Annotated in this window: 17 protein-coding genes and 3 tRNA genes; 11 read left to right on the forward strand and 9 right to left on the reverse strand. The window is 73.9% G+C overall.

Going from position 1 to position 17,513, the window contains the following annotated elements; genetic code table 11:
* Nucleotides 1-14: 14 nt before the first annotated feature.
* Nucleotides 15-995 carry a DMT family transporter gene (locus IEV86_RS08015; RefSeq protein ID WP_052425834.1) on the reverse strand — a complete coding sequence of 327 codons (981 nt, stop codon included), beginning with the start codon at nucleotides 993-995 and terminating at the stop codon, nucleotides 15-17.
* 54 nt (nucleotides 996-1,049) lie between these two features.
* Between IEV86_RS08015 and IEV86_RS08020 the strand changes: the two genes are divergently transcribed.
* From IEV86_RS08020 to purM, 8 genes are all read left to right on the forward strand, one after another.
* Complete coding sequence (locus tag IEV86_RS08020; RefSeq protein ID WP_043602637.1) at nucleotides 1,050-1,811, forward strand: hypothetical protein; 762 nt, start codon at nucleotides 1,050-1,052, stop codon at nucleotides 1,809-1,811.
* A gap of 135 nt (nucleotides 1,812-1,946) precedes the next feature.
* Nucleotides 1,947-2,624, forward strand: a complete 678-nt coding sequence (locus tag IEV86_RS08025) for a hypothetical protein (RefSeq protein ID WP_052425835.1) — start codon at nucleotides 1,947-1,949, stop codon at nucleotides 2,622-2,624.
* A 105-nt stretch (nucleotides 2,625-2,729) separates the two neighbouring features.
* A complete protein-coding gene (gene purL, locus IEV86_RS08030) occupies nucleotides 2,730-5,183 on the forward strand; it encodes a phosphoribosylformylglycinamidine synthase subunit PurL (RefSeq protein ID WP_043602638.1) in 2,454 nt (817 codons plus the stop codon).
* 1 nt (nucleotide 5,184) lies between these two features.
* Entirely contained in the window at nucleotides 5,185-5,562 is a 378-nt protein-coding gene (locus IEV86_RS08035) for a sterol carrier family protein (RefSeq protein ID WP_043602639.1), read from the forward strand.
* A gap of 289 nt (nucleotides 5,563-5,851) precedes the next feature.
* On the forward strand, nucleotides 5,852-8,953 hold the full coding sequence (locus IEV86_RS08040; RefSeq protein WP_081978460.1) for a bifunctional metallophosphatase/5'-nucleotidase: 3,102 nt from the start codon (nucleotides 5,852-5,854) through the stop codon (nucleotides 8,951-8,953).
* A gap of 84 nt (nucleotides 8,954-9,037) precedes the next feature.
* Nucleotides 9,038-9,337, forward strand: coding sequence for a hypothetical protein (locus IEV86_RS08045; protein WP_043602640.1), 300 nt, complete (start codon nucleotides 9,038-9,040; stop codon nucleotides 9,335-9,337).
* A gap of 66 nt (nucleotides 9,338-9,403) precedes the next feature.
* Entirely contained in the window at nucleotides 9,404-10,948 is a 1,545-nt protein-coding gene (purF, locus tag IEV86_RS08050) for an amidophosphoribosyltransferase (RefSeq protein WP_043602642.1), read from the forward strand.
* The gene (purM, locus tag IEV86_RS08055) at nucleotides 10,945-12,081 is read left to right on the forward strand and encodes a phosphoribosylformylglycinamidine cyclo-ligase (protein WP_229734551.1); all 1,137 of its coding nucleotides are present in this window, start codon (nucleotides 10,945-10,947) and stop codon (nucleotides 12,079-12,081) included. The genes purF and purM overlap by 4 nt, the downstream gene beginning before the upstream one ends.
* A 54-nt stretch (nucleotides 12,082-12,135) precedes the next feature.
* Here the strand turns inward: purM and IEV86_RS08060 are convergent, their stop codons facing one another.
* Nucleotides 12,136-12,330: a DUF3073 domain-containing protein gene (locus IEV86_RS08060; protein WP_043602644.1), complete on the reverse strand. Its 195-nt coding sequence runs from the start codon at nucleotides 12,328-12,330 to the stop codon at nucleotides 12,136-12,138.
* Between the two features lie 580 nt (nucleotides 12,331-12,910).
* On the opposite strand from IEV86_RS08060, the gene IEV86_RS08065 reads away from it, so the two are divergent.
* Nucleotides 12,911-13,108 carry a BldC family transcriptional regulator gene (locus tag IEV86_RS08065; protein WP_043602645.1) on the forward strand — a complete coding sequence of 66 codons (198 nt, stop codon included), beginning with the start codon at nucleotides 12,911-12,913 and terminating at the stop codon, nucleotides 13,106-13,108.
* A 157-nt stretch (nucleotides 13,109-13,265) separates the two neighbouring features.
* On the opposite strand, the gene IEV86_RS08070 is transcribed toward IEV86_RS08065, so the two are convergent.
* From IEV86_RS08070 to IEV86_RS08090, 5 genes are all read right to left on the reverse strand, one after another.
* Entirely contained in the window at nucleotides 13,266-13,547 is a 282-nt protein-coding gene (locus IEV86_RS08070; RefSeq protein WP_043602648.1) for a DUF3618 domain-containing protein, read from the reverse strand.
* A complete protein-coding gene (locus tag IEV86_RS08075) occupies nucleotides 13,547-13,960 on the reverse strand; it encodes a phage holin family protein (RefSeq protein ID WP_043602649.1) in 414 nt (137 codons plus the stop codon). Before IEV86_RS08075 ends, IEV86_RS08070 begins: the two co-directional genes overlap by 1 nt.
* Nucleotides 13,961-14,149: 189 nt before the next feature.
* Nucleotides 14,150-14,222: transfer RNA gene (locus tag IEV86_RS08080), tRNA-Phe, on the reverse strand.
* Between the two features lie 43 nt (nucleotides 14,223-14,265).
* Nucleotides 14,266-14,340 (reverse strand) — tRNA-Asp (locus IEV86_RS08085).
* A gap of 60 nt (nucleotides 14,341-14,400) precedes the next feature.
* A tRNA-Glu gene (locus IEV86_RS08090) sits at nucleotides 14,401-14,473 on the reverse strand.
* A gap of 218 nt (nucleotides 14,474-14,691) precedes the next feature.
* On the opposite strand from IEV86_RS08090, the gene IEV86_RS08095 reads away from it, so the two are divergent.
* On the forward strand, nucleotides 14,692-15,036 hold the full coding sequence (locus tag IEV86_RS08095; protein WP_043602703.1) for a metallopeptidase family protein: 345 nt from the start codon (nucleotides 14,692-14,694) through the stop codon (nucleotides 15,034-15,036).
* Between the two features lie 16 nt (nucleotides 15,037-15,052).
* Nucleotides 15,053-15,973 carry an LLM class flavin-dependent oxidoreductase gene (locus IEV86_RS08100; RefSeq protein WP_043602651.1) on the forward strand — a complete coding sequence of 307 codons (921 nt, stop codon included), beginning with the start codon at nucleotides 15,053-15,055 and terminating at the stop codon, nucleotides 15,971-15,973.
* Between the two features lie 74 nt (nucleotides 15,974-16,047).
* On the opposite strand, the gene galE is transcribed toward IEV86_RS08100, so the two are convergent.
* Both galE and IEV86_RS08110 read right to left on the reverse strand, forming a co-directional pair.
* Complete coding sequence (gene galE, locus IEV86_RS08105) at nucleotides 16,048-17,019, reverse strand: UDP-glucose 4-epimerase GalE (protein WP_043602704.1); 972 nt, start codon at nucleotides 17,017-17,019, stop codon at nucleotides 16,048-16,050.
* A gap of 148 nt (nucleotides 17,020-17,167) precedes the next feature.
* A complete protein-coding gene (locus tag IEV86_RS08110) occupies nucleotides 17,168-17,425 on the reverse strand; it encodes a GlsB/YeaQ/YmgE family stress response membrane protein (RefSeq protein WP_043602653.1) in 258 nt (85 codons plus the stop codon).
* Nucleotides 17,426-17,513: the final 88 nt, after the last annotated feature.

Consider the following 17,513-nt stretch of genomic DNA (forward strand, 5'->3'; position numbering starts at 1 on the left):
GCGACCCCTGGACCTCAGGCGGCGACCGGGAGGTCCTCCGGGTGCGCCGTGCGCTCGCGGTGCCGGCGCTCGACGGTCTGGCCCCACGTCGTCCCGGCGAGCACGAGCACCGCCCCGGCCAGCGCGAGCGGGCCCAGGCGGTCGCCACCCAGGCCGAGGCCGACGACGAGCGCCCACAGCGGCTCGGTGCCCAGGAGCAGGCTGACCCGCGACGCCGACGTCCGGCGCACGGCCCACATCTGCACCGCGAAGGCGAAGACCGTCCCGACCAGCACGAGGTACGCGAGGAGCAACCACTGCAGCCCCGTCAGCGAGGCGGCCACCGCCGCTGGCGGCTCGCCGACGACGAGGCTCGCGACGACGAGCAGGCCCGCGGCCGTCGTCATCTGCACGTGCGTGAGCCGCCCGGAGTCGAACGGCCGGCCGTCGGTCCGCCGGTGCATGAGCGTCACGTGGACGGCGCGCAGCGCGGCGGCGACGAGGACGAGCCAGTCCCCGGGCGCGGGAGCGCGCAGGGCGCCACCCGAGCCGGACGCGAGGAGCGCCACGCCGACGACGGTGACGACCGTCGCGACGAAGAACGGGGCGGGGAGCCACGACCGGCGGACCGCGCTCTCCAGCAGCGGCGTCATGACGATCGTGAGGCTGATGATCAGCCCGGCGTTGGTCGCGCTCGTGTGCGCGATGCCGAAGGTCTCGAAGACCATGATCGCCGCGAGCGTGGCGCCGAGCAGCGCGCCAGTCGCCGTCTCGCCGCGGGGTCGCCGGTGCGCGGTCCGGCCCCCGCCGGACCGCCGCGCACGGAGCGAGAACGGCACCATCGCGACGGCCGTCAGGGCGAAGCGGATCGCGAGGACGGCCACGACCGTCGACGGCGTGACGACGCCCTTGGCCGCGAGGTACGTCGATCCCCAGACGGCGGCGACGAGCAGCAGCAGCGCGTCGACGGCCCGCGTCGACGCGCCCGAGCCGGGGCGTCGCCCTCGCGTCGTCACGCGCGGAGCCTACGGCCGGTCGCCGTCGCGGGGCCCGCGACCTAGCGTCGTGGGATGCCGTCCTTCGCCGTCGCCGCGCTGCTCCCCACGCTGGTGCTCGCGGCGGTCCACCTCGGTGCCACGAGGCTGCGCGCGGTCGTCGGCGGTCACGAGCGCGCCGTCGTCTCGGCCGCGGGCGGCATCTCGGTCGCGTACGTCTTCCTGCACCTCCTGCCCGAGGTCGCGGCCGGAGCCGGTGTGCTCGGGGAGTCGCTCGAGGGGCTGGTCGCCCACGTGCCGCTCCAGGAGATCGCGGTGTTCGTCGTCGCGCTCGCGGGCTTCACGGTCTTCTACCTCGCCGAGCGGTACGCGGCGCACCGGGGGTCGCCCCGTCACGGCGGCTCGTCCGACACGTCGGCCTCCGCCTTCGTCGTCCACCTCGTCGCGTTCGCGGTGTACAACGTCGCGGTCGCCTACACGCTGCCCGAACGGGTCGGGTCCGACGCGGTAGGGGCGGCCGTGTTCACGACGGCGATCGCGGTCCACGTCCTGGTGGTGGACCGCGGTCTGGCCGAGCGCTACCCGCGTCGCTACGGGCACGTCGGGCGGTTCGTGCTCGCCGGGGCGCTGCTGCTCGGGTGGGTCGCGGCGGGCGTGGCGGCACCGACGAGCTCGCTGACCGTCGCGCTGATGACCGCGGTCGTCGCGGGGTCGGTGCTCCTGACGGTCTTCCAGGAGGAGCTCCCCGAGGCGGCGCGCTCGCGCGTCGGACCGTTCCTCGCGGGCCTCGTCGGGTACGCCGTCCTCCTCGTCGTCCTCGCCGCCCTCGACGCCTGAGCCGGCGTGCGGACCAAACCAGGACGACCCGCCCGCGAGGCGGACCCGTCCGGGTGACGTGCGCGCCGGACGGTGGCCCTGCGGGGTCCGAGGGGCCCACCATCGGGTCCACGGAGCACGGTCCCGACCTGGAGCGTGCCCTCGACGACCCACCCGGAGGACCCGATGCCGTTCGCCCCGCTCACCGTCGCGCTCGCGAAGCTCGCAGCGCTCGGGCTGCCCGCCAAGGCCGTGGGTGTCGCCGTCGCGGTCGGCGTCGTGGGCGTGACGCCCGCGGTCGCGACCCAGCTCGCCGACGAGCCCGCGGTCGTCGCGCCGGTCGACGCCACCTCCGACGAGGAGCCGACCGTCGAGCCGACGGACGAGCCCGCGGCCGAGCCGGCCGACGGCTCCACGGAGGAGGGCGAGGAGCCGGGCGAGGAGGCGGGCGAGGACGTCGCCGAGGAGCCCGCCGACGGGTCGGCGACGGAGGACGAGCCCGGCGACGAGCCGCACCCCTCCGACTTCGGCCGGTCCGTCGCGGCCGACGCGCGTGACGGCGGCGTCGTGGGCGCCGAGATCTCCGCACGCGCGCACGAGCGGAACGCCGAGCGTCGCGCCGAGCGCGCCGAGGACGACGCCCCCGAGCCGGAGCCGGCCGAGGAGCCCGCCCCGGCCCCCGCGCCGACCGAGGACGACGCTCCCGAGCCGGCCGACGACGAGCCTGCCGCCGACGACGACCAGGCGGGCGACGCCGCGACGTCCGGACGGGGCGCGGGCAAGACCGACGGGAACGGCAACGGCAACGGGAACGGCAGCGGCCGCAAGCCCTGACGCCGTCGCGCGGTCTGCGCGCGAGGCGCCGTGAGACGCCGTCGGTCGTCCCACCCCCGCCGGGTAACCTGACGCCGTCCTGTGGGCCCACCCGGTAGGGGAACGATGAGCACCTCGTCCGACACGTCGCAGCACCCCACCGAGGACGTCGCACCGGCCGACGGGACGGACACCGTCGAGCACGCCGCCGCGACGCCCGACCTCGCGCTCCCCTTCGCGGAGCTGGGCCTCAAGCCCGACGAGTACCAGCGGATCGTCGACCTGCTGGGGCGCCGGCCGACGGCGGCCGAGCTCGCGATGTACTCGGTCATGTGGTCCGAGCACTGCTCGTACAAGTCGTCGAAGGTGCACCTCCGCAAGTTCGGCGAGCGCACCACGGACCAGATGCGCGAGAACCTGCTCGTCGGGATCGGCGAGAACGCGGGCGTCGTCGACATCGGCGACGGCTGGGCGGTCACCTTCAAGGTCGAGTCGCACAACCACCCGAGCTTCGTCGAGCCGTACCAGGGTGCGGCGACCGGCGTCGGCGGCATCGTGCGCGACATCATCTCCATGGGTGCGCGGCCCGTCGCCGTCATGGACCAGCTCCGGTTCGGCGCGATCGACCACCCGGACACCGCACGCGTCGTGCACGGCGTCGTCGCGGGCGTCGGCGGCTACGGCAACTCGCTCGGCCTGCCGAACATCGGCGGCGAGGTCGTCTTCGACCCCGCCTACCAGGGCAACCCGCTCGTCAACGCGCTGTGCGTCGGCGTCCTGCGCCACGAGGACATCCACCTCGCGAACGCCTCCGGGGTCGGCAACAAGGTCGTGCTGTTCGGCGCGCGCACGGGCGGCGACGGCATCGGCGGCGCGTCGATCCTCGCGAGCGAGACGTTCGACGACACCAAGCCCTCCAAGCGGCCGAGCGTCCAGGTGGGCGACCCGTTCATGGAGAAGGTGCTCATCGAGTGCTGCCTCGAGCTGTACGCCGCGGGGGTCGTCGAGGGCATCCAGGACCTCGGTGCCGCGGGCATCTCGTGCGCGACCAGCGAGCTCGCGTCCAACGGCGACGGCGGCATGCACGTCGACCTCGAGAAGGTCCTGCTGCGCGACCCGACGCTCACGGCGGGCGAGATCCTCATGTCCGAGTCGCAGGAGCGGATGATGGCGGTCGTCACGCCCGCCAACCTCGACCGGTTCCTCGAGATCACCGGCCGGTGGGACGTCGAGACCGCCGTCATCGGCGAGGTCACCGGCGACGGCCGCCTGACGATCGACCACCACGGGCGCCGCATCGTCGACGTCGACCCGCGGACCGTCGCGCACGAGGGCCCGGTCTACGAGCGCCCGTACGCGCGCCCCGCGTGGATGGATGCGCTCCAGGCCGACACGGTGAGCGGGCCCGACGGCGCCGCGCGCTACCCGCGCCCGAGCACGCCCGAGGAGCTGCGCGAGACGCTGCTGCGCCTCGTCGCGTCGCCCAACCTCGCGTCCAAGTCGTGGGTCACCGACCAGTACGACCGCTTCGTGCAGGGCAACACCGCGCTCGCGCAGCCCGACGACGCGGGCGTGCTGCGCGTCGACGAGACGACGGACCTCGGCGTCGCCCTCGCGACGGACGCGAACGGCCGCTACGCCAAGCTCGACCCGTACGCGGGCGCCCAGCTCGCGCTCGCGGAGGCGTACCGCAACGTCGCGACGTCGGGTGCGCGCCCGCTCGCGGTGACCGACTGCCTCAACTTCGGCTCGCCCGAGGACCCCGACGCGATGTGGCAGCTGGTGCAGGGCATCGAGGGCCTCGCCGACGCGTGCCAGGAGCTCGGCGTGCCCGTGACGGGCGGCAACGTGTCGCTCTACAACGGCACGGGCGAGCCCGGCACGATCGACTCCTCGATCCACCCCACGCCCGTCGTCGGCGTCCTGGGCGTCATCGACGACGTGCACCGCGCGACGCCGTCGGGGTGGCGCGCACCGGGCCAGGCGATCTACCTCCTCGGTATCACGCGGGGCGAGCTCGACGGCTCGGCGTGGGCCGACGTCGTGCACGGCCAGCTGGGCGGCCGCCCGCCCGCCGTCGACCTCGCCGCCGAGCGCGCGCTCGCCCAGGTCCTGGTCACGGCGTCCCGCGACGGGCTCGTCGACGCCGCGCACGACCTGTCCGAGGGCGGTCTGGCCCAGGCGCTGGTCGAGTCGAGCCTGCGCTACGGCGTCGGGGCGCGCGTCCGGCTCGACGAGCTGTGCGAGCGCGACGACGTGACGCCCTTCGAGGCGCTCTTCTCGGAGTCGACGGCGCGTGCCGTCGTCGCCGTCCCGCGCAGCGAGTCGGTCCGGCTCGTCGACCTGTGCACCGCGCGCGGCGTCCCGTGCCTGCAGATCGGCGTGACCGACGACGCCGCGGTGCCGTCCGCGACGACGACTCTCCCGCCCGTCGGGGCAGGCTCGGCCGGTGCCGTCGAGGGGGCCGCCGAGGCGGGCCTCGACGGTGGTGCCGCGCTCGAGGTCCGGGACCTGTTCAGCGTGCCGCTGCGCGAGCTCGAGGCGGCGCACCGCGCGACCCTGCCCGCCCACTTCGCCTGAGGTGCCTCCCCGTCGTCGGACCGACCCGGTCGAGGGTCGCGCCGCGGTCGCCGCATGGCGCGGCGACCCGGCGGGCGCGCCACGGTCCGTCGTCCGGACCGCGGTGCGGTTCACGCTGGAGGAGCTCGCCGACGTCGCACCGGGCCGTGCGGTCGAGGTGCGCGTGCCGCCCGACGGCGCCGTCCAGGTGGTCGAGGGCCCGCGGCACACGCGCGGCACTCCGCCGAACGTCGTCGAGACCGACCCGACGACCTGGCTCGAGCTCGTGACCGGCGCGACGACGTGGTCCGACGCGGTCGCTGCGGGACGCGTGAGCGCGTCGGGCGAGCGCGCGGACCTGTCGCGGCTCCTGCCGCTCCAGGCGGCCCGGCCGCGCTGACCGCGCCCGCCGGGGCCCGCCGGGATCCGCCGGGGCGCCCCCTCACGTGCGCCGGCGTCGCCGTCGTCCCCGTGCGCGAATCCCCTCCCGTGTGCGCCCACCACCCGCTCGGAGCAGCGCAGGTGTCCACGCGCTGAACGGGGGCGTCCGGCTCGTGAACATCTCCCCACGGCCGCGGACCGAAGGGACGCAGGGTCTGGTCGGCGGGTGCGGGCGAGGGCTAGCGTGCCGAACGTCCCCCGGCGCGACCTGCGCCGACGCTCGCGAACGACCCTTGGAGGTCCGCCCGATGCACCTGACCCGGCGCCGTACCCGGCGCCTCGCCCCTCTGACGGCAGCCGGCGTGATCTGCGCGGCTGCCGTCGTCGTCCCACCTGCCGCTGCCGCCGACCACCTCGTCGAGATCGACATCGTGGGCATCAACGACTTCCACGGCCGGCTCGAGCAGAACCGGCAGTCCGCCGGTGCCGCGTCGCTCGCGGGGGCCGTCCAGGCCTTCGAGACCGCCAACGCCAACACGCTCTTCGTGTCCGCCGGTGACAACATCGGCGCCTCGACCTTCACGTCCTTCGTCGCCGACGACGTGCCGACGATGGACGCCCTGGAGCTCATGGACCTCGACGCCGCGGCCCTGGGCAACCACGAGTTCGACCGCGGACGCGTCGACGTCGACGACCGCGTGCTGCCGGCCGTCGAGGACACGTTCCCGTACCTGGCGGCCAACCTGTACGACACGACCACCGGCGAGCCCGCGTACCAGGAGTACGCGCTCGAGGAGGTCGACGGCCTCACGGTCGCCTTCGTCGGCGCGATGACCGAGGACCTCCCGAGCCTCGTCTCGCCCGCGGGCATCGAGACCCTCGAGGTCAAGCCGATGCTTCCCGAGGTCAACCGCGTCGCAGCGCAGCTCAGCGACGGTGACGAGGCGAACGACGAGGCCGACGTGATCGTCCTCCTCGTGCACGAGGGCGCCAACGGCGCCGACGTCGCCGACGCGACCGGTGCGACGTCGTTCGGCCAGCTCGTGACCGGCCTGAGCGACGACGTGCACGCGGTCTTCTCCGGCCACACGCACCAGCGGTACGCGCACCTGGTCCCGGTCGACGGCTGGGGCGCGGATGTCGCCCGCCCCGTCGTGCAGGGCGGCCAGTACGGCGAGGCCCTGGCGCACGTGCAGCTGACGGTGGACCCCACCACGGGTGACCTCGTCGCTTCGGAGGCCCACGTCGTCGACCTCGTCGACGACGAGACGAGCGAGCTCGAGTACCCGCAGGTCGAGGCCGTCCAGGACGTCGTCGACGCGGCGGTGCTCGAGGCGGACGAGCTCGGCTCGGTCTCGCTCGGCACCGTCACCGAGGACCTCTTCCGCGCGCAGAACGCCGACGGGTCCTCCAACCGCGGCGGTGAGTCGACGCTCGGCAACCTGGTCGCGGACGTCCAGCTGTGGGCGACGCAGGACCTCGGTACCGAGATCGCCTTCATGAACCCCGGTGGCCTGCGGACCGACATCCTGTTCGCGTCGTCCGGCGAGGGCGACCCCGACGGCAACGTGACGTTCCGCGAGGCGGCCGAGGTCCAGCCCTTCGCCAACACGCTCGTCGCGCTGACGATGACGGGTGAGCAGGTCGTCCAGGTCCTCGAGGAGCAGTGGCAGCCCGAGGGCGCCGAGCGCGCGATCCTCAAGCTCGGCGTCGCGGGTCTGACGTACACCTACGACCCGACCGCCGCGCAGGGCGAGCGCGTCACCGACGTGTGGGTCGGCGACGAGTGGCTCGACCCGGCGGGGGAGTACCGCGTCGTGGCGAACTCGTTCCTCGCCTCGGGTGGCGACAACTTCACGACGTTCGCCGACGTCACCGCGGAGGACCGGGCCGACTCGGGCCGGATCGACCTCCAGGCGTTCGTGGACTACATGGACGCGATGTCGCCCGTGTCGCCCGACCTCGCGCAGCGCGCCGTCGGCGTCCAGCTGCCCGCGGCGCCCGAGGGCGGCTTCGCGCCGGGCTCGACCTTCGAGGTCGACCTCTCGTCGCTGCTGTTCAGCGCCGGTGAGGAGCAGGGCGACGAGGTCGTCGTGCACCTCGGCGACACCGAGGTCGGCCGCGCCGACATCGACCCGACGATCGTCGACGGCACCGACGAGGTCGGTCGCGCGACCGTCGAGGTCACGCTCCCCGACTGGGCCGTCGGAACGGTCGCGCTCGTCGCGCACGTGCCCGGCACGGGCACCGAGGCGTGGTTCGCGGTGCCCGGCCAGCTGCCGTCGTCGCTCGTGCCGGTGGAGCCGGTGCGCGTCCCGACGCCGCCGGTCGTCGCGCCCGACGTCCCCGTCTGCATCCAGGTCGGCGGGATCAGCCCCGTCCCGGCCGAGGCCGTGGGCGTCGTGCTCAACGTGACCACCGTCCGCCCGAACAGCTACGGCCACGTCGTCGTCTACCCCGACGGCGCCACCGGCCGCGCGACCGAGGGCTCGACGGTCAACTTCGAGCCGGGCAAGGACGTCGCGAACACGACGTTCGTGCCGCTGTCCGAGGACGGCCGCCTCTGCTACGTGACGCGTGGTGCGCCCGCAGCCGGGGTCCTGCTCGACGTCTCCGCGTTCCTCCTGCCCGACTCGGGTGTCGAGCTGCAGGCCTCGCGCCGGCTCGTCGACACGCGTCCGTCCACGCCGGCCGGCCCGTACGTCGGCCCCGTGCGGAACCGCACCCCGTACGAGGTGCAGGTCACCGGTGAGGCGGGCGTCCCCGCCGAGGCGACGGCCGTGCTGCTCAACGTCACCGTCACCGGCCCGACGGCCCCGGGCAACCTCCGGGTCTTCGCGGGCGGCGACGACGTGCCCGGCACGTCGGTCGTCAACTACGCACCGGGTCAGGACAAGGCCAACCTCGCGATGGTGACGCTGTCCGAGGACGGCACGGTGTCGTTCTGGTCCGACACGCCCGTGGGTCCGGCACGCAACCCGGTGCACGTCGTCCTCGACGTCGTCGGCTGGGTGACGGCCGAGGCCGAGTACACCGAGATCGTCCCGGACCGGGTGCTCGACACCCGCGACGGCGCGAAGCTCATGGCGCACCAGGAGCGCACGCTCGACCTCAACGACCTCGCGGACCTGCCCGCCGACGCGACGACCGTCGTCCTCAACGTGACGGCGATCCGCCCGAGCTCGGTCGGCAACCTGCGGGTCTACCCGGAGACGGGCGGCGCGACGCCGAACGTCTCGTCGATCAACTACATCCAGGGGCGTGAGCTGCCCAACCTCGTGGTGGTGGCGGTGCCCGAGGACGGTCGGATCTCGCTGTACTCCGACCAGCCGCACGGCGGGACGGTCGACGTGGCCGTCGACGTCGTGGGGTGGTTCACCGCGGACGCCGAGGGCCCCGAGCCCGTCTGACGGGCGCGCCTGACGCGCAGTGCACGACCGACGCCCGGGCGGGCTCCCCGCCCGGGCGTCGGCGCGCCCGGATAGGGTCCGGCCATGACCGAGGCCCACGACGAGGACCGGCCGGCTCCTGGCCCGACGCCCGACGAGCTCGAGCGCGTCGCCGAGCCGGCGACCGTCCGGCGGGCACCCCGCTACCGCGCGTTCGCGCTCACCGGGGCTGCGCTCGCGGTGCTCGCGGCGGTCGTGACGGTGCTCGTCGTACCGCGGTCGGACGACGCGACCGTCGGCACGGGCACGGTGCTCGCCGTCCTCGTCGTCGTCGCGGCGGCCCTGGGGGCGCTCGTCGGCGCCGCGGTCGCCGTCGTCGTCGAGCGTGCGGGTCGCGCCCGCTGAACGGCGCCGGCGCCCACGGAGCGGGCCCCGGAGGACCCCTCGGTCGGCGTGTGCCACCATGGGGTCGTGGCCCGCGGTGACGGACGACTGACCCATGACCTCCTGCCCGGCGAGAAGGGACCTCAGGACGCCTGCGGCGTCTTCGGGGTCTGGGCTCCCGGCGAGGAGGTCGCGAAGCTCACCTACTTCGGCCTGTACGCGCTGCAGCACCGCGGGCAGGAGTCGGCAGGCATCGCGACCTCGAACGGTGAGCAGCTCCTCGTCTACAAGGACATGGGGCTCGTCTCGCAGGTCTTCGACGAGACCGCGCTCAACGCGCTGACCGGCCACATCGCGATCGGTCACACGCGCTACTCGACGACCGGCGGGTCGACGTGGGAGAACGCCCAGCCGACCCTCGGCGCGACCGCGGGGGGCACCGTCGCCCTCGCGCACAACGGCAACCTGACCAACACCGCCGAGCTCGTCGAGCTCGTGGCGGAGCGGTACGGGGCGCTGCGCCGCGGAGAGCTGGCCCGCGGCAACACCACCGACACCGCGGTCGTCACCGCGCTCCTGGCGGGCGACCCGGACCACACGCTCGAGGCCACCGCCGCCGAGGTACTGCCGCGCCTGCGTGGTGCGTTCTGCCTCGTCTTCATGGACGAGCACACGCTCTACGCCGCACGGGACCCGCACGGCGTCCGCCCGCTCGTCCTCGGCCGGCTCGAGCGCGGCTGGGTCGTCGCGAGCGAGACCGCCGCCCTCGACATCGTCGGCGCGTCGCTCGTCCGCGAGGTCGAGCCGGGTGAGCTCATCGCGATCGACGCGGACGGCCTGCGCACGCGCCGCTTCGCCGAGCCCACGCCGACCGGATGCGCGTTCGAGTACGTCTACCTCGCGCGTCCCGACACGACGATCGCCGGCCGGTCGGTGCACGCCGCCCGCGTCGAGATGGGCCGCACGCTCGCACGCGAGTTCCCCGTCGAGGCCGACCTCGTCATCCCGGTGCCCGAGTCGGGCACGCCGGCCGCGATCGGCTACGCCGCAGAGTCGGGCATCCGGTACGCGCAGGGCCTGACCAAGAACGCGTACGTCGGCCGCACCTTCATCCAGCCGTCCCAGACGCTGCGCCAGCTCGGCATCCGCCTCAAGCTCAACCCGCTGCGCGAGGTGATCCGCGGCCAGCGGCTCGTCGTCGTGGACGACTCGATCGTCCGGGGCAACACCCAACGTGCGCTCGTCCGCATGCTGCGCGAGGCCGGGGCGGCCGAGGTGCACGTCCGGATCTCCTCACCACCCGTGCAGTGGCCGTGCTTCTACGGCATCGACTTCGCGTCGCGCGCCGAGCTGATCGCGACGGGCCTGTCCCCGGACGAGGTGGGCCGCTCGATCGGCGCCGACTCGCTCGGGTACATCTCGCTCGCGGGCATGGTGGCCGCGACGGAGCAGCCGTCGTCGCGTCTGTGCACGGCGTGCTTCACGGGTCGCTACCCGATCGAGCTGCCCCCGGCGGACCGCCTCGGCAAGAACCTCCTCGAGCAGAGCGAGCTGCCCCTCGGCGCGCCCGAGGACGGCCTCGGCTCCCTGATGACCTCGACCGGTGGCGCCGACGCGCTCCGGCGCCCGTGAGCGGCCGGCACGCCCAGGCCGCGGCGGTGCCCACGGGGGGCGTCACGTACGCCTCCGCGGGCGTCGACACGGAGGCGGGCGACCTCGCGGTCGAGCTCATGAAGGACGCCGTGCGCGCGACGCACGGCCCGCAGGTGCTCGGCGGCGTCGGCGGCTTCGCGGGCCTGTTCGACGCGTCGGCCCTCACGCGCTACCGCCGACCGCTCCTCGCGACGTCGACGGACGGCGTCGGCACCAAGGTCGCGATCGCGCAGGCGCTCGACGTGCACGACACGATCGGCGCCGACCTGGTCGGGATGGTCGTGGACGACATCGTCGTGGTCGGCGCCGAGCCGCTGTTCATGACGGACTACATCGCGACGGGCCGGGTGGTGCCCGAGCGCATGGCGGCCGTCGTCCGCGGGATCGCCGCCGCGTGCGCCGAGACCGGGACCGCCCTCGTCGGTGGCGAGACGGCGGAGCACCCGGGTCTGCTGGGTCCGGACGAGTACGACGTCGCGGGCGCCGCGACCGGCGTGGTCGAGGCCGACGACGTCCTCGGCCCCGACCGGGTCCGCGAGGGTGACGTCGTGATCGCGATGGCGTCGTCGGGCCTGCACTCGAACGGGTACTCGCTGGTCCGTCGCGTGCTCGAGGTCTCGGGCTGGGGGCTCGAGCGGCACGTCCCCGAGCTCGGCCGCACGGTGGGCGAGGAGCTGCTGGTCCCCACCCGGCTCTACACCCGGCCGTGCCTCGACCTCGCGCGCGACGACGCGGCCGGCGTGCACGCGTACAGCCACGTCACGGGCGGGGGCCTCGCGGCGAACCTCGCACGCGTCCTCCCGAAGGGCGTCGTCGCGGACGTCGACCGCGGTGCGTGGCAGGTCCCGCCGGTGTTCGCGATGGTGCAGGAGCTCGGCTCGGTGCCGTGGACGGACCTCGAGCGGACCCTCAACCTCGGGGTCGGCATGGTCGCGGTCGTCGACGGCGCGAGCGTCGACCACGCCCTCGCGCGGCTCGAGGCGCTCGGCGTCCCCGCGTGGGTGCTCGGCGGCGTCCGCGCCGATGACGGCGCGACGGGCGACGACGTGGTGCGCGGCACCAAGGGCGTCGACGCGGGAGCGGTCAGCCTCCGCGGGAGCTACCGCACCTGAGCACGGGACGTCCCCCGGTTCGGGGACGTCCCGTGGGGACGGTGCGCCGAGCGGTCAGCGCTCGTCGTCCACCCAACCGGCGTAGTCGTCCGACTCCGGCTCCGGGGAGTCCTCCGTCGTGGCGAGACCCGAGTAGGTCTTCCGCGACGTCAGCTCCTGTTCGAGGGCTCGGTAGTTCGGCTCGTACGTGGAGTACTTCAGTTCGCGAGCGACCTTGGTCTGCTTCGCCTTCTGACGGCCGCGCCCCATGGCACCGACCCCCTCTAACGTGGAAGCGGGGCGGCATCGTGTGTCACCACGAGCGGCCCCGAGGAGCTGTTCTTCGTCGTGCGCCAACGGTACATGCTCGAACCGGGTTCCGGCGACTCGCTCACCCGTGGGCGAACACGAGGACGGGCGTCGTCGTCGCGGTGCCGTGACTCGCCTCGTGGGTGCTGTGACAGCGCACACGCTCCCCACGCGCGCTCCGTGGTGGCAGCGAGGACGGCGTGGCGGGTCGCGCGCGCCGTCGGTGGCGCGCGGGCACGGTGTGCCGGGACGGGGACGGCGTCCCGCATCGCGACCCGTCCTCGGGTCCACGGGCTGGGACGGAGCGCGTCGGCATGGCGGGCCGCCGGCGGACCGAGCGGCGGACGTCCGACACGCTGACCTGGGCTTTCGCTGCGTGTGGAGGCAGGCCGGGCGGGCGGGGTGCGGCCCCGGCGCCCGGAGTGTCGGGGTTGCCCGGTGTGCGCCGTTTTGAACCACCTGCGACGATGTCTGCAGGTCGCGCGGGGGACGGCCGTTCCACCGGGGAGCGGTCGCGCCGACCTTCGAGAGGAGGACTGACGTGTCCAGGCACTCAACGGAAGAGACGCTGCTCACGCCGTCCGAGGTGGCCGCACTGTTCCGCGTGGACCCCAAGACAGTCACGCGGTGGGCCAAGGCCGGCAAGCTCTCCGCGATCAGGACGCTCGGCGGCCACCGTCGCTACCGCGAGTCCGAGGTCAGGAGACTGCTCGACGTGCCGCAGCAGCGCGCCGTCTGACGGTTCGCACGGCGCGTACGACGACGGCCCGGGCCCCCGACACCAGTCGGGGGCCCGGGCCGTCGTCCTGCGCGCGGCATCGCTGCGTCGTCAGAGGCGGCGGCGCCGGTCAGCCGAGGCGCCGGTCCGCAGCGGCGCCGGTCCGCAGCGGCGCCGGTCAGAGCTTGCGGATCACCTTCGTGACGACGGCGAGGGCGAGGGCCGCACCGCCGCCCAGCACGATCCAGCCCGTCCGGGTCGCCTCGGGCTCGTCCGGCTCGCGCACCTCACCGGTGACGCGCCGCTTGAGGTCGGCGACGGCGATCTTCGCCTCCTCGACCGCCTCCTGCGCCAGGTTCTTGGGGGAGAGCCGGTCCGAGAGCTGGTCGACCGTCTCGCGGAGCTCGGCGCGGGTGCGGGCGATGTCCGCCTCGATCGAGTCGGGCGTGGTGGGGCTCATCAGCGCAGTCCTTCCTTGACGGCCTGGACGTCGAGCTTGACGTTCTCCTGGGCGCGGTCGGGGGTGGGCGGGACGCCCCGGTCGAGGGCCTTCTTGCCGAGCAGGCCCAGGACGGCCGCGACGACGAGGAGGACGACGGCGACGATCAGGGCGGCCAGCCAGGGCGAGACCGCGTTCGACAGACCGAGGATCGCCGTCGTGATGAGCGCCGCGAACCCGAAGAAGCCGAGGAACGCCGCGCCGGCGAACAGGCCGATCCCGACGCCCGCGTGCTTCGCCTTCGTCGCGAGCTCGCTCTTGGCGAGCTGGATCTCGTCGCGCACGAGCCGGGAGGTCTTCTCGGAGAGCTGGCTCACGAGCTCGCCGATGCTCGGCCGCTCCTCGCGGCCGAAGGTCCTTCGCGTGCTGGTCACGTCACCACGTCCCTTCTCGTCCGCTCGGCGAGCAGCGGGGTGTCAGCCACATTCTGCGGTACAGACAACCGGTGCGACGCGTGTTCGGCAATCGGAGCGATCACGGAGCGGCCGGCCGGGACGACGAACGCCCCGTCCGGCGGGACCGGGCGGGGCGTCGGGTGGGGGCTCGCGCCTCCTGAGCTGCGGTGGCCAGACGCGGGTTCGAACCGCGGACCTTTCGATTTTCAGTCGAACGCTCTACCAACTGAGCTATCTGGCCGAGACACCGACGCCCGGTCTTGCGACCGGGCGTTTGTGCTGAGCGACCCCGACGGGACTTGAACCCGCGACCTCCGCCGTGACAGGGCGGCGCGCTAACCAGACTGCGCTACGGGGCCTTGTGGTGGATCACAAGGATACCGGTACTGCTGCACTGCTCGAACTGCCGATCCTGCTCGTACCCCCAACGGGATTCGAACCCGTGCTACCGCCGTGAAAGGGCGGGGTCCTAGGCCGCTAGACGATGGGGGCGGGCCCGTCTGGGACGCCCCGGAGTTGTTGCGCCGAAGACCTCGCACAGCATACGGGTACGACGCCCCATCCCCAAAACCGGGCTCCCCACGCAGGTCAGCGGCCCGTCCGCGTCCCATCCGGCTGGGGGGCGAACCGGCCGGCGCCGGGTGTCGGGGACAGCCGGCGCCGGGTGTCGGGGACCTCGATCGACAGGGGATGATGGGCGCGTGGTCGAGATGTCACGGGACGCCTTCGAGGACGCCGTCCGCGACGCGCTCGACCTGATCCCCGAGGAGCTCGCGGCGCGGATGGACAACGTCGTCGTGCTGGTGGAGGACGACGCGCCCGAGGACGACCCGGAGCTGCTCGGGCTCTACGAGGGCGTGGCCCTGACCGAGCGCGACGGGTGGTGGGCCGCCGGGTCGCTCCCGGACCGCATCACGATCTACCGCAACCCGACGCTCGCGATCTGCGACACCGTGGAGGACGTCGTCGACGAGGTCGCGGTCACCGTGGTGCACGAGGTCGCGCACCACTTCGGCATCGACGACGACCGGCTGCACGAGCTCGGCTGGTCCTGACCGCCCAGGAGGGCACGTGCGCATCGGCATCGTCCTGCTCCCGCAGCTGCGCTGGAGCGAGGACCGGACGCGCTGGCGGCGCGCCGAGGAGATGGGCTTCGACCACGCCTGGACGTACGACCACCTCGCGTGGCGGTCGCTCGCCGACGAGCCGTGGCTCGCGACGGTCCCCGTCCTCGCCGCGGCCGCCGGCGTCACCGAGCGCATCCCGCTGGGCACGTGGGTCGCGAGCCCCAACTACCGGCACCCCGTGCCCTTCGCGAAGGACGTGATGGGCCTCGACGACGTCAGCCGGGGTCGGTTCGTGCTCGGCGTCGGTGCGGGCGGCACGGGCCTCGACGCCGACGTCCTGGGCGACCCCGAGCTCACACCTGGTCAGCGCGTCGCGCGGTTCGAGGAGTTCGTCGACGTGCTCGACCTTCTCCTGACGCAGCCCGTGACCGACCACGAGGGCGCGCACTACACGGTCCGCGAGGCGCGCATGCTGCCCGGCTGCGTGCAGCGTCCGCGCGTGCCCTTCGTCGTGGCCGCCAACGGGCCGCGCGGCATGCGGGTCGCCGCCCGGCACGGCGCGGGGTGGGCGACGTACGGGCCCGGCGACGGCGTCGGGGCGGGCGAGGAGGGCGCGACGGGCGCCGAGCGCTACGACGCGTGGTGGGCGGGTCTGGGCGCGATGGTGCGACGGTTCGAGCAGGTCGCCTCCGACGCGGGCCGCGACCCCGCAGGGGTCGACCGGTACCTCAACGTCGACGCGTCGCCGGTGTTCTCCCTGACGAGCGTCGACGTCCTCGAGGACGCCGTGGGCCGCGCGGCGGAGCTCGGCTTCACCGACCTCGTCGTGCACTGGCCCCGGCCCGACGGCGTCTACGCCGGGGACGAGCGCGTGCTCGAGGCGGTCGCGTCCCGCCTCGACGCGATCCGGGCGATCGGGACCTGACTCGGTCCCCAGCCGGATCTGACCGGGCTCCGACCGGGGCCGACCCGCGTCGCGCCCCGACGGGGACCTGGACGTCAGGCCTGCCGGCGGGCCTCCCACGCGGACCGGGCCATCTCGGTGAGCGAGTGGCGCATGCGCCAGTCCAGGTCGCGCGCGGCGAGCTCGCCCGAGGCGACGATGCGCGCCGGGTCGCCGGGCCGGCGGGGCGCGACGTCGGGCTCGAACGCGATGCCGGTGACGTCGGCCATCGTGGTCATGATCTCGCGCACGGACACGCCGTCGCCGCTGCCGAGGTTGTAGACGGGCTCGAGAGAGGTTCCCGCCTCGAGGGCCCGCGCTGCGACGACGTGCGAACGGGCCAGGTCGGCCACGTGCACGTAGTCGCGCACGCACGTGCCGTCCGGCGTGGGGTAGTCGGTGCCGTTGATGCGCGGCGTCCGGCCGGCGAGCAGCGCCTCGATGACGAGCGGGAAGAGGTTGTGCGGGCTCGAGTCGTACAGGTCCGGGCGACCCGACCCGACGACGTTGAAGTACCGCAGCGACGTGTGGCGCAGCGGGGCGTCGTCGTCGGCGGTCGCGCGGGCCGCGTCGCGCAGGAGCCACTCGCCGATGAGCTTGCTCTCGCCGTAGGGCGACTCGGGAGCGGTGGGCGTGCGCTCGGTCACGAGGTCCACGTCGGGCGTGCCGTAGACCGCGGCGCTCGAGGAGAACACGATGCGGCGCACCCCGGCCGCGTCCATCGCCTCGAGGAGGTGCGCGGTCCCCGTGACGTTCTGCGCGTAGGTGTGGAGCGGGCGCTGGACGCTCACGCCCGCGTACTTGAAGCCGGCGAGGTGGACGACGCCGTCCACGCCGTGCTCGCGGAGCGCGGCCTCGACGAGCGGGGTGTCGAGGATCGAACCTCGCACGAGCGGCACGCCCTCGGGGACGAACTCCGCGTGACCGCTCGACAGGTCGTCGAGGACGACGACCGCCATGCCCTCGTCGAGGAACGCCTGCACGACATGGGCGCCGATGTACCCCGCGCCTCCGGTGACCATCCACATGACGACCACGTTACCAGGATCGAACGAAAACCAACAGACCCGAACAGCGCTCCTGCGCTCCGTGAAGCTGCCCGGACACGCGGACGCCCGGCGACCCTGGGGGCCACCGGGCGTCCGGCTCTCGAGGAGAGAGCTGTGACGGCTCGCGTCAGACGGTACGACGACGACCCAGGAGCTGGGCCGCGATGATCACGCCGATGACCGCGAGGACGAGCTGCACGATCAGCGTGAGGATGCTGAAGCCGTCGTCGCTCGGCACGATCCACGCGCCGAGGAACGCCGCGGCGATGCCGACGATGATCGTGACGATGATCGAGATGTTCTGCCGACCCGGGGCGAAGAGCCGCCCGAGCGCACCGATGATGAGGCCGATGATGATGGCGCTGATGATGCCGCCGATTTCCATGACGTACCCCTTCCGTTCTTGGGGCTTGTCAGCCCCTCGACCGGGACGCTAGTGGGGGCCGGTGCACCCCGCACGTCGAGACGGGTGC

Origin of the sequence: Cellulomonas carbonis (assembly GCF_014636275.1) — a bacterium.
GTDB lineage: Bacteria > Actinomycetota > Actinomycetes > Actinomycetales > Cellulomonadaceae > Actinotalea > Actinotalea carbonis.

Coding starts and splice junctions, on each gene's coding strand:
- IEV86_RS08020 (WP_043602637.1), top strand. CDS start 1,050: ATGCCGTCCTTCGCCGTCGCCGCGCTGCTCCCCACGCTGGTGCTCGCG.
- IEV86_RS08110 (WP_043602653.1), bottom strand. CDS start 17,425: ATGGAAATCGGCGGCATCATCAGCGCCATCATCATCGGCCTCATCATC.
- galE (WP_043602704.1), bottom strand. CDS start 17,019: ATGTGGATGGTCACCGGAGGCGCGGGGTACATCGGCGCCCATGTCGTG.
- IEV86_RS08045 (WP_043602640.1), top strand. CDS start 9,038: ATGACCGAGGCCCACGACGAGGACCGGCCGGCTCCTGGCCCGACGCCC.
- IEV86_RS08070 (WP_043602648.1), bottom strand. CDS start 13,547: ATGAGCCCCACCACGCCCGACTCGATCGAGGCGGACATCGCCCGCACC.
- purL (WP_043602638.1), top strand. CDS start 2,730: ATGAGCACCTCGTCCGACACGTCGCAGCACCCCACCGAGGACGTCGCA.
- IEV86_RS08095 (WP_043602703.1), top strand. CDS start 14,692: ATGTCACGGGACGCCTTCGAGGACGCCGTCCGCGACGCGCTCGACCTG.
- IEV86_RS08040 (WP_081978460.1), top strand. CDS start 5,852: ATGCACCTGACCCGGCGCCGTACCCGGCGCCTCGCCCCTCTGACGGCA.
- IEV86_RS08060 (WP_043602644.1), bottom strand. CDS start 12,330: ATGGGGCGCGGCCGTCAGAAGGCGAAGCAGACCAAGGTCGCTCGCGAA.